The sequence below is a fragment of the Microbacterium suaedae genome (assembly GCF_003254645.1).
Lineage (GTDB): Bacteria > Actinomycetota > Actinomycetes > Actinomycetales > Microbacteriaceae > Microbacterium > Microbacterium suaedae.
In genome coordinates this window covers 336,902-352,983 of sequence record NZ_PNFD01000003.1, presented here as the reverse complement: position 1 = coordinate 352,983, position 16,082 = coordinate 336,902, and the positions used below count along the sequence as shown (strand labels likewise).

At 70.4% G+C, this 16,082-nt stretch carries 8 protein-coding genes; 7 read left to right on the top strand and 1 reads right to left on the bottom strand.

Annotated elements, in window-relative coordinates; translation table 11 throughout:
• Positions 1 to 36 precede the first annotated feature (36 nt).
• Positions 37 to 1,470: an argininosuccinate synthase gene (gene argG, locus C0012_RS11105; protein ID WP_110588102.1), complete on the bottom strand. Its 1,434-nt coding sequence runs from the start codon at positions 1,468 to 1,470 to the stop codon at positions 37 to 39.
• A 137-nt stretch (positions 1,471 to 1,607) separates the two neighbouring features.
• Here argG and C0012_RS11100 point away from each other — a divergent pair, with 137 nt between their 5' ends.
• From C0012_RS11100 to C0012_RS11070, 7 genes are read left to right on the top strand one after another with little or no spacing between them, the layout of a single operon-like run.
• On the top strand, positions 1,608 to 7,790 hold the full coding sequence (locus C0012_RS11100; RefSeq protein WP_110588103.1) for an Ig-like domain-containing protein: 6,183 nt from the start codon (positions 1,608 to 1,610) through the stop codon (positions 7,788 to 7,790).
• Positions 7,787 to 9,022 carry a DUF58 domain-containing protein gene (locus C0012_RS11095; RefSeq protein ID WP_232527893.1) on the top strand — a complete coding sequence of 412 codons (1,236 nt, stop codon included), beginning with the start codon at positions 7,787 to 7,789 and terminating at the stop codon, positions 9,020 to 9,022. The genes C0012_RS11100 and C0012_RS11095 overlap by 4 nt, the downstream gene beginning before the upstream one ends.
• Complete coding sequence (locus C0012_RS11090) at positions 9,019 to 11,346, top strand: transglutaminase domain-containing protein (RefSeq protein ID WP_110588105.1); 2,328 nt, start codon at positions 9,019 to 9,021, stop codon at positions 11,344 to 11,346. The genes C0012_RS11095 and C0012_RS11090 overlap by 4 nt, the downstream gene beginning before the upstream one ends.
• Positions 11,343 to 12,962 (top strand): serine/threonine-protein kinase, encoded by a 1,620-nt coding sequence (locus C0012_RS11085; RefSeq protein ID WP_110588106.1) that lies wholly within the window; start codon positions 11,343 to 11,345, stop codon positions 12,960 to 12,962. Before C0012_RS11090 ends, C0012_RS11085 begins: the two co-directional genes overlap by 4 nt.
• 56 nt (positions 12,963 to 13,018) lie before the next feature.
• Positions 13,019 to 13,546 carry a hypothetical protein gene (locus C0012_RS11080; RefSeq protein ID WP_110588107.1) on the top strand — a complete coding sequence of 176 codons (528 nt, stop codon included), beginning with the start codon at positions 13,019 to 13,021 and terminating at the stop codon, positions 13,544 to 13,546.
• Between the two features lie 47 nt (positions 13,547 to 13,593).
• Entirely contained in the window at positions 13,594 to 14,571 is a 978-nt protein-coding gene (locus tag C0012_RS11075) for an ABC transporter ATP-binding protein (protein WP_110588108.1), read from the top strand.
• Positions 14,568 to 15,758 (top strand): ABC transporter permease, encoded by a 1,191-nt coding sequence (locus tag C0012_RS11070; protein WP_110588109.1) that lies wholly within the window; start codon positions 14,568 to 14,570, stop codon positions 15,756 to 15,758. The genes C0012_RS11075 and C0012_RS11070 overlap by 4 nt, the downstream gene beginning before the upstream one ends.
• Positions 15,759 to 16,082: the final 324 nt, after the last annotated feature.

Genomic DNA, 16,082 nt, shown 5'->3' with positions numbered 1-16,082 from the left:
GGACCACTGACAAACGAAAGGGGGGTGGTCGATGCGTCAGTCGGTGCCGGTGTCGAACGCCGCCGACTCGCCGACGCTGTCGAGCGCTTCGTTTGCATCGGCGTCGCCCGGCGTCGCGCTCTTCGTGATCTGCTTCGCCTCGCCCTGTTCGAGGGCCCCGATGAGATCGGCCGTCGTGCCGCCGATCATCCCGCGCTCGACGTAGCCCTCGAGGCGAGCGCGCGAGTCGGCGATGTCGAGGTTGCGCATCGTGAGCTGGCCGATGCGGTCGGCAGGGCCGAAGGCGGCGTCCTCGACGCGCTCCATCGACAGCTTCTCGCCGGCGTACGAGAGGGCCGGCCCGCTCGTGTCGAGGATCGTGTAGTCCTCACCGCGGCGCAGACGGATCGCGACCGTGCCGCTGATCTCGGATCCGACCCACTTCTGGATCGACTCGCGCAGCATCAGCGACTGCGGCTCGAGCCAGCGACCCTCGTACATGAGGCGGCCGAGGCGGCGCCCCTGCTCGTGGTACGTCGCGAGGGTGTCCTCGTTGAGGATCGCGTTCGCAAGGCGCTCGTACGCGATGTAGAGAAGGGCCATGCCGGGCGCCTCGTAGATGCCGCGGCTCTTCGCCTCGATGATGCGGTTCTCGATCTGGTCGCTCATGCCGAGGCCGTGGCGTCCGCCGACCTCGTTCGCCTTCATGACGAGAGCGACTGCGTCGCCGAACTCCTCGCCGTTGATCGCGACCGGGCGGCCGCGGTCGAAGGTGACCGTGACGTCCTCGGTCGGGATCTCGACGGACGGATCCCAGAACTTCACGCCCATGATCGGCTCGACGGTCTCGAGCGAGACATCGAGGTCCTCGAGGGTCTTCGCCTCGTGCGTCGCGCCCCAGATGTTCGCATCGGTCGAGTACGCCTTCTCGGCCGAATCGCGGTACGGGTAGCCGTGCTCAACGAGCCACTCGCTCATGCCCTGGCGGCCGCCCAGCTGGCTGACGAACGTCGCATCGAGCCAGGGCTTGTAGATCTTCAGGCGGGGGTTCGCGAGCAGGCCGTAGCGGTAGAACCGCTCGATGTCGTTGCCCTTGTAGGTGGAGCCGTCGCCCCAGATGTCGACGCCGTCCTCCTTCATGGCGCGTACGAGGAGCGTGCCGGTGACGGCGCGGCCGATGGGCGTCGTGTTGAAGTAGGTGCGTCCGGCCGAGCGGATGTGCCAGGCGCCGCACGCGAGTGCCGACAGGCCCTCTTCGACCATGAGCGGCTTGCAGTCGATCAGGCGCGACTTCTCGGCGCCGTACTCCAGCGCGCGGCTCGGGATCGAGGCGATGTCGTCTTCGTCGTACTGTCCGAGGTCGCCCGTGTAGGTGAACGGCACGGCCCCGGCGTCGCGCATCCATGCGACGGCGCAGGAGGTGTCGAGCCCCCCGGAGAAGGCGATGCCGACGCGCTCGCCGACGGGCAGGTTCTCAAGAACGTTCGACATGCGCTCAATCCTACGTGCGGACCGGGGCGCCTTCGAATCCTGGGCGCCCTCGTCGGAGGAGCGTCTCCGGTCTGGGCTAGAATCCGCCAGGGTCGTTGAGCATTCGACGCCCGTTCGGGGGGAAGGGGACGCGCACGATGAACTGGCTGCGGGCTCGATGGCGCACGCTGTCCGGCGGGGCCATCGTCGCCGTCGCCGCGATCGGCATCACGACGCTCGCCGTCGCCTACGAGGGCGAACCCACGACAGAGGTCGACCTCAACGACGGGTCCGTGTGGATCACGAAGCAGGATCAGCAATTCGTCGGCCACTTCAACGCGCGATCCGAGGTGCTCGACGGCCGTTTTGCGGCCGCGACTGCCGACTACGACGTTCTCCAGGACGGCGAGCAGGCCTTCGTCCACGACACGGGCGACGCCACGATCAGCCGCATCGACCCGGCGATGGTCTCCGCTCCCGATCGTGCCCAGGTGCCAGAGGACGCGCGCGTCGACTTCGCCGCGAACACCGTCTCGATCCTCGACGCCCGGGAGGGCGAGCTGTTCGTCGTCCCGGCGGCCGGCGCGCCCTCGTTCGCGCTCGCCGAGGCCGAACCCGTCCTCGAAGACCTGGGTGAGGGGGCGGTCGCGACGGTCGGTCGCGACGGAACCGTGTATGCGGCGTCGCCCGAGAAGCAGCTCCTCTACACCGTCTCGACCTCGGTCGAGGGCGAGGTGCGCGACGGCGGGGTGGGCGAACGCGAGATCGACATCGCCGAGGGGGCGGAGCTCGAGATCACGTCGGTCGGAGAGCGGCCGGTCGTGCTCGACCGCTCGGGCGGGACGATCATCCTGGACGGCGGATCCGCGACCGCCCTCGAGGGTGCGGACGGTGCGCGTCTGGCGGGTGACGCGGCAGACGCCGATGCCGTCGTCGTCGCCACGGCCGACGCGCTCCTGCGGATCCCGTTCGATGGGTCGGAGCCGATCGTCGTTCCGACGGGCGGATCCGAGGGCGTGCCCGCCGCTCCCGTGTGGCTGAACGGGTGCGCGTACGGGGCGTGGGCGGGTTCCGGGCGCTTCGTGCGCGACTGCCTCGATGACGCGTATGACCGCGTGGACGCGATCAGCGAATATCGCGCGGGCGGCGACCTCCGGTTCCGCGTCAACCGAGATGTCGTGATCCTGAACGATGTCATGAGCGGCGCCGCGTGGTTCGCGAGCGACGTCATGCAGAAGGTCGACAACTGGGACGATCTGACGCCGCCCGAGGGAGACGGGGAGGAGAACCCCGACCCGACCACGGTGCAGGTGCCGGATCCGTCGCCGCCCGACCGCGGCGAGGAGAACACGCCGCCCATCGCGAAGGACGATGCATTCGGGGTTCGCGCCGGTGCATCCACGATCCTGCCCGTTCTCGACAACGACAGCGATCCGGACGGCGACGTGCTCGTCGTCGACCTGCCCGACGGCGCCCCCGACGGAGTCGACGTTCGGCCGATCCACAAGTCCTCCGCACTGCAGATCACGGTGCCCGAGGGCGTCACGAGCGTGGACCGCTTCCGCTATCGCGTCGACGACGGACGCGAGGGCGGAACGGACGAGGCGTCGGTCTCGATCGAGGTCGTCCCCGACGACGAGAACTCGCCCCCCGAGCAGCGACGCGAGCAGTTCGCGCTGCAGGTCGAGACGGGCACCTCCGTGACCTACAACGTGCTGCCCGACTGGATCGATCCCGACGGCGACAGCCTGTTCCTCGAGTCGGTCACGGCCCTCGAGGGCGACGAGGTCGAGTTCACGCCGGACGGCCGGATCACCTATCGCGCCCTGTCCGGGAATCAGGGGTTCATCGATGTGCCGATCACGGTGTCGGACGGGCGGGGCGCCTCGACGGCGGGCGAGCTGAAGCTCGAGGTGCGCGCCGCGGGAACCGCAGGCCCCATGACGATGGCGGATCATCTCGTGGTGAACGCGGGCCAGCAGGGGGTCGTCGCGCCGCTCGCGAACGATCTCAGCCCCAACGATGAGCGTCTCGTGCTCGCGCAGGTCAGCGAGGTCGAGGACGCGACGATCGTCCCCGACTTCACGGCGGGTACGTTCCGTTTCACATCGGGCAAGCCCGGCGTCTACTACGTCGACTATCTCGCCTCCCTGGCGGGGATGAGCCCCGTGCCCGGCCTGGTGCGCGTCGACGTCGTCGAGCCCGAGGACACTGTGGAGCCGCCCGTCGCCGTGCGCGATGTCGCGCTCCTGCCCGAGGGGGGCGACACGCTCGTCAACGTGCTCGCGAACGACGTCGATCCGTCGGGCGGCGTGCTCGTCGTGCAGTCGGTCGACGTACCTGACAACAGCGGCCTCAGCGTCTCGGTGCTGGGCCACGAGACGCTGCGCATCGCCGACGCCGGCATGGCGTCCGAGGGCGGTCAGACGACGATCCACTACACGATCTCGAACGGCATCGCGGACCCCGTGGAGGGCGAGGTGACCATCATGGCGATGGCCGCGCCGGGCAAGCTGCGCCCGCCCATCGCCAACGCGGATTCGGCGATCGTCCGCGCGGGCGACATCGTCACGATCCCTGTGACCGACAACGACCACCACCCGAACGACGACGAGTTCCATGTCGATCCCGTTCTCGTCGAGGAGCCGGATCCCGAGATGGGCGAGGCGTTCGTCTCGCAGGACACGCTGCGCTTCCGCGCGGGAGACGAGCCGGGCACCGTCCACGCGACGTACGCGGTCGTCGACTCGACGGGCCAGCGTGCCGCGGCCCCGGTCGAGATCCAGATCGTCGCGATCGATTCCGAGAACAACAACGCGCCGCGTCCGCGCGACATCGAGGCGCGCACGCTCAGCGGGCGGACCACGACGATCCCGATCCCGCTTGACGGCATCGACCCTGACGGCGACTCGGTCGAGGTGATCGGTCTCGCGGCGGGGCCCGAGAAGGGCCGGATCGTCGAGTTCGGCTCCGATTCGGTCACGTACGAGGCGTTCCGCGACTCGAGGGGCGTCGACACCTTCGCGTATCGCGTGCGCGATGCGCTCGGCGCCGAGGCGGTTGCGACGGTCCGCGTCGGAATCGCCCCCGCCTCGCTCGAGAACCAGGCGCCGTACGCCGTGCGCGACACCCTCGCGATGCGTCCGGGTCGCGTCGTGGCCGCGCCGGTCCTCGACAACGACTCCGACCCCGACGGCGACCGGATCGGTCTCGTGCAGGGCGCGGAGGGGCTCATCCTCGGTGAGGACGCCGAGATCGACGCCGAGGTCGTGGGCAACCGCGTGGTGGTTACGGCACCGGATCACGAGCTCGAGGCCTCCTTCCAGTACGTGATCGAGGACGAGCGTGGCGCGAGGGCGCAAGGCGTCGTGCAGGTCACGGTCGACGAGGACGTCCCGCTCGCGCCCCCGATTGCGCGCGATGACCGGGTTCGCGTCGAGGACGTCGATCCCGAGACGCAGACGGTCGAAGTCCCGATCCTCGACAACGACGAGGATCCCGACGGCACGGTCGAGGCGCTGGAGGTCGAGCTCGAGGCCGACGAGGGCGCACAGCTGACATCCGACCGGACCGTGCTCGTCACCACGGGCGAGACGCGCCGCCTCATCGAGTACACGATCACCGACGAGGACGGTCACGTCGCGCGCGCCTTCATCCACGTTCCGGGGCAGGAGGACGTCCGCCCCACGCTCATCTCGACGGAGCCGGTGGTCGTGGGCAGCGGCGAGACGATCGAGCTGCCGCTCGAGGACTACGTCGAGATCGCGAGCCAGAGGGAGCTGCGCCTGACGGCCGCCGAGAAGGTCCGCGCTTCGCACGCGAGCGGTTCGCTCATCGTCGACGAGCACACGCTGACCTACACGTCGACCGACCGCTACTTCGGCGGCGACGCCATCACGTTCGAGGTGACGGACGGCGCGGACGCCGACGATCCGAACGGCCGGGTCGCGACGCTGTCGCTTCCCATCACGGTCACGCCGCCCGAGAACGTGCCGCCGGAGATGGTCGGCGCCGCAATGAGCGTCGGTGCGGGCGATTCCGAGCCCGGAACCGTCGACCTCGCGGGGCTCGCGAGCGATATCGACGAGGATCCGCTGACCTTCTCGCTCGGTGACGTTCCGGCCGGGCTGAACGCTGAGATCGTCGACGGATCGATCCTGTCGGTCACGGCCGATGCCGATCGCAAGGGCACCACGGCGTCGATCCCGGTGACCGTCGACGACGGTCAGGACCATCCGAGCGATCCCGCTCCCGTCACCGCAGACATCGAGGTCTCGGTCACGGCGTCGACGCGCCCCATGCCGGTTGCGAGCGACGACACGGTCGACGAGTGGAACCAGGGCGAGACCCTCACGATCGATGTCCTCGACAACGACATCAATCCGTTCGCCGACGAGGGGGAGCCGCTCACCGTCGTGAGCGTGAACCCGGTGATCGGCGTCACGGAGGAGCTCTCCTTCACCGAAGACTCCGTCACGGTGACGCCCGGCGCCGACTACGACGGCCGCCTCGTCCTGCGCTATGTGATTCAGGACGCGACGGGCGATGCCGAGCGGGTGGCCGAGGCCCGCGTGCGGGTGACGGTGCAGGGGCGTCCGGACGCCCCCAGCAAGCCGCGCGTGACGACCGTGGAGAGCCGTCAGGTGGGCCTGACCTGGCGTCCTCCGGCGGACAACGGATCGACGATCACGGGCTACCGCGTCGACGCCGCCTCCGCGTCGGACGGATCCACCTTCTCGCAGACGTGCCCCGAGACCACCTGCACGCTGACGGGGCTGACGAACAACGTCACCTACACCTTCACGGTCACGGCGATCAACGAGGTCGGGGACTCGGAGCCGTCGCCCGTGAGCGTCGAAGCGCGGCCCGATGTCCGTCCGGATCAGCCGGCGCCGCCCCGCGTGCCGTCGTTCGGCGACGGAGAGCTCACGGCGGCGTGGGAAGAGCCGGGCACCGAAGGCTCGCCGATCGTGCGCTACGACCTCGAGATCAGCCCGACGCCGCCGAGCGGCGTGGCGCGCGTCGAGCTCCCCGCGGGCACGACCCAGTACACCTGGAGCGGTCTCGTCAACGGCACCTCCTACTCGTTCCGCGTGCGCGCGCACAACGACGCACCGGATCCGTCGGCGTGGAGCGCAACGAGCCCCGCGAAGGTGCCGGCGCGCGCCCCGGATGCCCCGGCGGCGCCGACGTCCAGCAGGCAGAGCGACATCGGGCGCACCCCCGGCGACATCCTCGTCGAGTGGAATGCCGTGACCGGCCGGAGCGCCGGGGGCGACGCCGTCGACAGGTACGAGGTGCAGGCTTACGAGGGCGGATCCGCGCACGGCGTGCCGAAGAAGGTTTCGGCGACGTCGGCCTCGTTCGCGCTTCCGCCGAGCGAGTCGGCGTACACCTTCCAGGTGCGGGCCGAGAACAAGGCCGGATGGGGGGCGTGGAGCGCCGCGAGCGCGCCGCTTCGCCAATTCACCTCGCCGTCGCAGCCGGGCACGCCGACGGCGAAGCCGGGCGACCGTTCGATTACGGCGTCGTGGTCGGCCTCCTCGGCCGGTGGCGCCGACGAGATCCGGTACGAGTACCGCATCAACGGCGGTACCTGGACGGGCGTCGGCACGGCGACGAGCATGTCGGCCAGCGGCCTCACGAATGGCAGCGAGTACCGCGTCGAGGTGCGCGCGTTCGCCATCGCCGACGGCCAGCGCTCCGAGCCGAGTGCCGTCAGCGAACGCTCGAACGCGGCGGTTCCGTTCGGCGCGCCACCGGCGCCGTCGGTGTCCGCGAAGCGCTCGGGATCCGACGGACGGTCGATCACGTACTCCTGGGCGCCGCCCTCGAATGACAACGGCCGGCCCATCGACGCGATGCAGATCCGGATCGATGGCGGAAGCTGGGAGGAAGTGTCGCTCCGCGATTCCCGCACGGTCGGATACGGCTACGAGGAGACGGGAACGATCGACGCGCGCGTCCACACAGAGGGCGGCTGGAGCGGCATCGCGAGCGCCAGGGCGACGACGTCGAAGAAGCCCCTGCCCCCGCCCCCGCCGCCGGAGCCGAGCGCGAGCACGTCGAAGGGCGGCAGCGCTGCACAGAACCCGGACTGTAAGAGCGGCAACTGCAACTACCTGCGGCTGAACTATGGCGACTTCCCCTCCGGGAACTACACCGTGACCTGTCAGAACGATCAGGGTGGATGGCACAACTTCGGCGGCAGCTGGAGCGGCCGGCTCAGCGGCTCGGGACGAACCGACATGAACTGCTTCTTCGGATACCCCGGCGATCGCGTGCGCCTCGTCATCAAGGGCCCCCACAGCACCACGACCGCGGCCTATACATGGAAATGACGTCGACGCGAACCGAGCTCGCCACGTGGCGCGAGGTCGTGCTCTTCCTCCTCGAGCGCGCCGTCGCGGCCGCGCGGCGCGCGGCGGGAGTGGTGCGCCCCGTGGGGTGGACGCTGCTCGCGGCGGCCGTCGTGCTCTGGATCCTCGGCACCGTGATGGGGTGGTGGGAGGTCATCGTGGCCGCCGTCGTCCTCACCGCGACGATCGGGGTGTGCCTCCTGTTCCTCTTCGGGCGCACGGCGTACGACGTGAGGCTCGACCTCACGCGCACGCGCGTCGTCGTCGGCGAACGCGCCGTCGGGGCGTTCACCGTCGCGAACCCGGGGGAGCGAGCGATCCTTCCCTCCCGCATCGTGCTGCCCGTCGGATCCGCGCGCGGCGCGTTTTCCGTCGGCCGTCTGGCGCCGGGAGACGAGGAGGAGCAGCTGTTCGCCATCCCGACGACGCGCCGCACCGTCCTCTCGGTCGGTCCCGTGAGCATCGTCCGCGGCGACCCGCTCGGCCTGTTCGAGCGGAGCACGAGCCGCGACGAGCCTGTCGACCTCTACGTGCATCCCAAGACGGTGGGATTCGCGGGCGAGTCGCTCGGATACGTGCGCGATCTCGAGGGGATGGTCTCGCGCGATCTCACCCGCGACGACATCGCCTTCCACGCCCTGAGCGAGTACCGCCCGGGCGACGATCTGCGGCACGTGCACTGGCGCTCGACGGCCCGCATCGGCACCCTCATGGTGCGCACCTACGAGCAGACGAGGCGCTCGCATTTCGTCGTCGGCCTCAGCACGAGTCGCTCCGAGTACGCGAGCGATGAGGAGTTCGAGCTCGCGGTCTCGATCGCGGGATCCCTCGGTCTGCGCGCGCTGCGCGACGCGTCGCGCGTCGACGTCCTGACCCCCCAGCAGGCTCTTCGATCGCGCACGCCGCGGATCCTGCTCGACTCGCTTTCCGGCGTCGACCAGGCGCCGGTTCGCGAGGGAGGCACGGGCGAGCTCTCCGCGCAGACGGCGCGGATCGCGCCCGCCGCGAGCGTCGTCGTGCTCGTCTCGGGCAGTCGCGTCACGCCTCGGGCCCTTCAAGGGGCACTTTCGCGGCTGCCCCTGGGGGCTCGCGCCCTCGCCGTCACCGCCCGTCCGGGGGCCGAGACGGCGCGCCGCCGCATCGGCGACGCGGACGCGTTGACGATCGGCGACCTCGACGCCGTCCCGGCCGCGATCGGCAGGGTGCTCTCGTGACGGCCGCGCGCGCTCCGCGGGAGCTGCCCCGCGAGGTCATCGACCTCGCGGGCGCCCTGCTCCTCCTCATCGTGCCGGCGGTCGGCTTTCTGCCGACCTTCTCCGGCTGGTTCGTGCTCGTCAGCGGGGCCGCGGCGATCCTCGTCGGCTTGGGAATCGCATGGATCGGGGCGCGACGCGGCTGGGGGATCCTGCTGCTCGCCGCTGCCTCCTGCACGGCGTATTTCGTCCTCGGTGGCCCGCTCGCGGTGCCCGCCACGACGATCGCCGGCGTCGTGCCCACCCTCGACACGCTGCGCGAGCTCGCGGTCGGCGTCGTGACCTCGTGGAAGACGCTGCTCACGACCGTTCCCCCCGTCTCTCCGCAGGATGGGCATCTGATCGTCCCGTTCCTGCTCCTGCTCGTCGCGGGGGTCCTGACCGGATCCCTCGCGCTGCGGATGCCCTCGCCGACCTGGGCGATCGGTGCGGCGGCGGGGGCGCTTGCGGGGCAGATCGCGCTCGGCACATCGCAGCCGGCTGCGCCGGTCGCACAGGGCATCCTCTGGGGCCTTGCGGCCATCGTGTGGCTCGTCCTCCGGCATGCGTGGCGGCGCGGCGATGAGGTCGTCGCCTCGACCTCGGGCGACGACTCATCGCACCGCAACCACGTGCTCCGTCGCATTCTCACGGCGGCAGGCATCCTCGTCCTCGCGGGCGCCGTCGGCGGCGCGACATCGCTGGCGGCGTCCGCTGGCGGGGTCCGGTACGTCGTCCGCGACGTCATCATCCCGCCGTTCGACATCCGCGAGCTGGCGAGCCCCCTGCAGGACTTCCGGATCTATGTCGACGCCTACGACGATGCCGAGCTGTTCACCGTCTCCGGTCTGCCCGCCGGAGCTCGAGTGCGACTCGCGACGATGGACGCGTACTCGGGAGTCGTCTACGACGTCACGGACTCGACGAGCGCGTTTCTGCCGCTGCGGACCGGGATGGCCGAGGCCGATCCGGGCGCGCCGCGCAGCGAGGTGCGTGTCGACATCGGCGCATACGACGACGTCTGGGCGCCGACCGTCGGGGAGGTGGATTCGATCGCCTACCGCGGCGACGATGGGGACGAACTGCGCCGCGCGACCTATCACAACGGGGCGACGGGGACGACGGTCGTGCGCACGGGCCTGCGTGAAGGGGACGCCTACACGATGCATGCCGTCGTTCCGGGTGAGCCGGACGAGGCCGTGCTCGTCGAGGACGAGTTCGCGTCGGTCGATATTCCCGAACCCGAGTCCGTTCCGCCCGGCGTCGGCGAGCTCGCCGCCGACGCGATCGCGGCGGCTGGCGCGCAGACGCCGTACGAGCGCGTCGATGCGATCACGACGTTCCTTTCTGAGTCGGGTTACTTCAGCCACGGCCTCGATGAGGAGCAGTTCTCGCCGTCGGGGCACGGATCCGCGCGCCTCGGCACGATGGTCGATGCAGACGAGATGGTCGGCGACGACGAGCAGTACGCTGCGCTCATGGCGCTCATGGCCGCAGAGTCCGGGATTCCGGCGCGTGTCGTGATGGGCTTCTACGACACGGATGACGACGGGCGGCTGATCGCGAACGGCAGCACTCTCCACGCCTGGGTGGAGGTCGCGTTCGAGCAATCGGGGTGGGTCGCGTTCGATCCGACGCCCGACGAGGACAACGAGCCCAAGGATCAGAGCACCAAGCCGCAGGCCGATCCGCAGCCGATGCCGCTTCAGCCGCCGCCGCCCCCGAAGGAGTCTGCCGACGAGCCGCCTCTCGTGCCGGACGACCGTCAGGTCGAAGACGATGACGACGCCGTGTCAAGCGACTATCTCGTGTACGTGCTCGTGGGCGGAATCTCGCTCGCCACGATCCTCCTGCTTCTCTCGCCGTTCCTGATCCTCGGCGGGATCAAGGCGCTCCGGCGGAAGCGCCGGCGCCAGGCGGCGGAGGCGTCGGCCCAGATCAGCGGCGGATGGGACGAGCTGGCCGATCGCGCCGTCGACCTCGGACACGGTGTCGCGGCGGGGGGCACCCGTTCTGAGCAGTCCGAAGGTCTCGCAGGATCGTTGGCCGACGAGCGCGTGACGACCCTCGCGGCCCGCGCCGACGCGGGCGTCTTCGCGCCCGGGGATCCGGAACGCGAGGAGGTCGACCGGTACTGGGACGACGTCGACGGCGTGGTCGCGGACATGAGCCGGAGCGCGTCGATCTGGCGGCGGCTGCGCGCCCGTCTGAGCCTCGCCTCGCTTCGGCGCGCTCGTTCCGGATCGCGTGTGCGCGCGTTCCGCGCGGCGATCGCCGCGCGCCGAGAGAGGAGCCGAGACGGATGATGGCCCGTCGCGCCCCCGCGGCGCCCCCGGAGCTGCCCGGATTCTCGTACGTGAAGCCGCTCGGTTCGGGGGGCTTCGCCGACGTGTTCCTCTACGAGCAGCGCCTGCCGCGCCGACGCGTGGCGGTCAAGGTTCTGCTGCCGGATCTCGTCTCGACGTCGACGGCGCAGTTCACGTCCGAGGCCAACACGATGGCGATGCTGTCGTCACATCCGGCGATCGTCACGATCTTCGAGGCGGGGGTGTCGCGCGACGGGCGGCCGTACCTCGTCATGGAGTACTGCCCGGGCCCGAATCTGCAGCTGCGATATCGCCGTGAGGCGCTCGACGTCGCCGAGACTCTGCGGATCGGTGTCACGGTCGCCGCGGCGGTCGAGACGGCGCACCGCGCGGGCGTCGTGCATCGCGACATCAAGCCCGCGAACATTCTGGTGACCGCATATGGTCGCCCGGCGCTGACGGATTTCGGGATCGCGTCGACGAGTCACGCAGAGAGCGAGGCGGTCGGGCTGTCGGTGCCGTGGTCGCCGCCCGAGGCGCTCGCCGAGGACGCGTCGAGCGGCGTACGCGCAGACGTCTATCAGCTCGGCGCGACGATCTACACGCTGCTCGCGGGCCGCTCGCCCTTCGAGGTCGCAGGCCAGAGCAACCAGACGGCCGTGCTGATCGACCGCATCGAGCGTATGGCGCTTCCGCCGATCGCGCGCTCAGATGTTCCGCCGGCGCTGTTCGAGGTTCTCGCGCGGTCGATGGCGAAGGATCCGGCCGCTCGCCCGGCATCCGCGCTCGCCCTCGGGCGGGCGCTGCAGCAGGTCGAGATCGCGCTCGGGCTCGCTCCGACGACGATCGACATCCTCGACGACCACCCAGATCAGGCGGGCGACGACGAGGGTGACGAGCTGACGCGGGTGCGCGGCGTCGCGACGATCGCGCCCGAGGAGGAGACGCGCGCGCCGACGACACGTCGCGAGGATCGAGAGGATCCGCCCGAGACGGTCACGCGCGTCCCGGGCTCGGCGCCCGCCGACGACGCGACCGTGCTCCGTCCCTCGCGGATCGCGGAGAGCTTCGACGGCGACGAGACCATCCGTCGTCCCCACGCCGCGTCGCCCGCGGAGGAAGAGACGGTGCTGCGGGCCGGACGTGCCGAGCCGCCGCGGGACTCGCGGGCACCGGCGCCGGCCGCGGCGCCGACGAGGAAGAAGAAGCGGTGGCCGAGCGTCGTCGCTGCGTCGATCGTCGGCGTCGTCGTCACCTGCGTCGTGGGGGCTTTCCTCGCTCAGCTCGCCCTCCCGGATGACGAACCGGCCCCCGAGACGACCACGGCGGCGCCGCAGGATCCCCTCGGCGCGACTGTCCCGCAGATCGTCGACGGAACCGGCGTCCTCACCGCCGATGAGGCGCAGTTCTCGTGGAGCAATCCGGCGCCGGAAGCCGGCGACTACTACCTGTGGCGCGAGAAGACGATCGACGGGGTGGGGGACAACCAGCGTGTCGATGAGGAGGCCGTCGCGGTTCCGCGGAACGGCGCCGAGGAGGTGTGCGTCGACATCTTTCTCGCGCGGTCCGACGGCCGCGTTGCGAACGAGCCCGTCACGATCTGCGCCCAGGACTGACCGTCTCTCGGGCGCCGAGGGTATCCTGAGCGCGGATCCGTTCGAAGGGGGCTCGTATGGGGAAGCGCAAGCGCGGGAACATCGTCCTGGGCGCTCTCGGCGGCGTGCTCATCGTCGGCGGAGCCGCGCTGCTGGCGGGCGTCTTGCTTGCGCCCGAGCAGGTCGAGAAGGGCTACGGGGGCGTGAAGGTCGCCATCGGCTCGACGATCGACAGCGTCCAGGAGGAGGTCTTCGAGGAGCTGCCGACGGTCACCGTCGGCGCCACGGGCGGGATCCCCGAGCTCGACCTCTGCGACGGCACCTTCACGATCATGACCTCCTACGAGCGCGAGGGGGTGCCGGAGACGGCGGCCGCGCACAACAACTGCGGCGGCGATGTTCTGCTGTCGTGGGACGAGGGCCAGCGAATCCGCATCGACGGACGCGATGAGGTCTACGAGGTCGTCGACATCCGCTACACCTCGAAGATCTGGAGCAGCACCGACGACCTCGTCGGGCTGCAGGGGGAGATCGCGCTGCAGAGCTGCTTCTACGGCGAGGACCGCATGAAGTTCGTCGGCCTGGAGCCCGTTTCGGAGACGTGAGGACCGCCCGTCCCTCCGATGTCGGAGCTCCGCGATAGCGTGCTGACATGAGCTCACCGACGGCCGATGCGATCCCCGCGTCCGAAACGCCTCACGCGGGCGTCGTCGCGCGGTCGGTCGCGCGCTCGTTCGGCAGCGTGCACGCGGTGCGGGACGTCACGTTCGACGCGCGCCCCGGTCGTATCACGGGGCTGGTCGGCCCGAACGGCGCGGGTAAGACGACGCTCTTCCTCATGCTCGCTTCGCTCCTCGCGCCCGACCGCGGCGAGATCCGCATCGGCGACATCGATCCTGTTGCCGACCCCTCGGCCGCACGCGAGCGCATCGGGTGGATGCCCGACGCGCTCGGCGCGTGGGAATCCCTCTCGGCGCGCGAGACGCTGACGATCGCCGGTCGCCTGTACGGCGCCCCGAAGGCGCAGGCGGTCGATCGCGCCGACGAGCTGCTCGCCGAAGTCGGGCTGGGGGAGCTCGCGACGGCGCCCGCGCGGGTGCTGTCCCGCGGGCAGAAGCAGCTGCTCGGCTTCGCCCGCGCGCTCGTGCACCGGCCATCCGTGCTCCTGCTGGACGAGCCGGCATCCGGCCTCGACCCTGCGGCTCGCATCGCGCTGCGCCGACATCTGCGCGCGCTCGCCGACGACGGCGCCGCGATCCTCGTGTCGAGCCACGTTCTCTCCGAACTCGAAGAGATGGTCGACGATGCGGTGTTCATGTCCGAGGGCGCGACCGTCGCCCATCAGCACGACGCATCGTCGCACGGCCAGCCTCGTGATTGGCGACTGCGCGTCGCGGGCACCCGGCAGTCCGGTCCCGGTCCGTGGCGCGACGCCGTCGCACGTGTGCTCCCCGAGGCGAACATCCGGATCGATCGCCGCGACCTCGTTCTGGCGTTCCCCGACGAGGTGCACGCGGCCCAGGGCCTCAGCGACCTCGTCGCGGCCGGCATCCTCGTGGCGGAATTCGCCCCCGCGTCAGGCGATCTCGAGAGCGCCTTCCTGCAGATGAAGGACGGAGGGGAACGATGAGTCCCGCTCGTATCGGCGTGCTCGTCGGGCTCGACCTGCGCCAGCGCGTGCGTCGTCCCGGCTTCTACGTTCTCCTCGGCGTCTTCTTCCTGGTCGTCGTCGGCATCACGTGGCTCGGTTCGCTCGTGTTCTCGGGGTCCGGATCGGTCGCGTCGGGAATGGTCTCGGTCGCGATCTACGGCGTGCTGCTCATGACGGTGCTGGTCACGCCGACGTTCACCGGAAATGCGATCAACGGTGATCGCGACAGTGCGACTCTCGCTCCGGTGCAGGTGACGCTCGCGACGACTGCCGAGATCCTCGTCGCGAAGCTGCTCGCGGGGTGGGTGACGGGGCTCGTGTACCTTGTCGCCGCGGTCCCCGCCCTCGTCTTCGCGCTCATCCGGGGGCAGTTCGCGCCGCCCGCCCCGAACTGGGCCGGCCTCGCCGGGCAGGACACCATCCATCCCGCGACGCTCATCGTGTCGATCCTCATCCTCGCCGTCGAGATCGGAGTCTTCGCGGCGATCGGTGTCGGCCTCAGCGCGGTCATCGCGCGGCCGCTGTTCTCGGTCGCGGCCTCCTATCTCGTGGTGATGCTGCTCGTGATCGGTACCGTCATCGCTTTCGGCCTCGGTACGTTCGCCGCGCGTTCGTCGGTGTCGACTCTCACGGAGAGCCCCGATCAGGTGTATGTCTCGACGGGCGAGGCCAGCCGATTGCCGTCATGCGACGAGAGCTCCGAGCCCTGCCTTGAGCCCCGCCCGGACGTCACCCCGCAGTGCGTCGAGGTGCGCGGATCCGGCGAGGCGCCGCGCTACGACTACGTGTGGTGGATCCTCGCGGCGAATCCGTTCGTCGTGCTCGCCGATGCGACGCCGACGGGCTACGACGGCAGTGGGTACCCCGTCGACCTGTTCGGCCAGATCAAGTACGGCATCCGCAGCGCTCAGCACCCGCCCGAGCTGATCCGCGACGACTGGGCCGATCCCTGCGACGGCAAGCCTTTCGTCGAGGGTGAATACACCGATCCGCCTCTGTCTGAGCTCGACCGGCAGACGCCCCGCGAGGCGATCGCCTCGAGCACGCCGAGCTGGTTCGTCGGGCTCGGGATCCAGGTGCTGCTCGCCGCCGGCCTCATGCTCTGGGGTGCTTCCCGCACGCGTACGCCGGCCCGTCGCACACCCCCGGGCAGCCGCATCGCGTGACGCGTCTCCGGGCCATCCGGAGGCCGGCGCGCCGCAGTCCATGCGCCCCGGGGGGGGCGAGCCGAAGGCGCGGCACGCCGGGGCACGGGGTAATTCGAGGGTAAAAGCCCGCCCTTTCCGCGGTCTCGCCGCGCGCTACGCGAGAGGGTAATCGGTGGGGCACATCGTCTGCTCGCGCTTCGGCGTGGTGGGCGAGATCGAGAGCGTCTTCGACATCCTCCACCCGAACCAGGGGGAGTCGTACGGCGTTTCGAGCTGTGCCTGATCACTACCCGTTGCGGGCCGCGTCATCGCGCCCGTGCGTCCGCGCGCGCGGAGCATCTC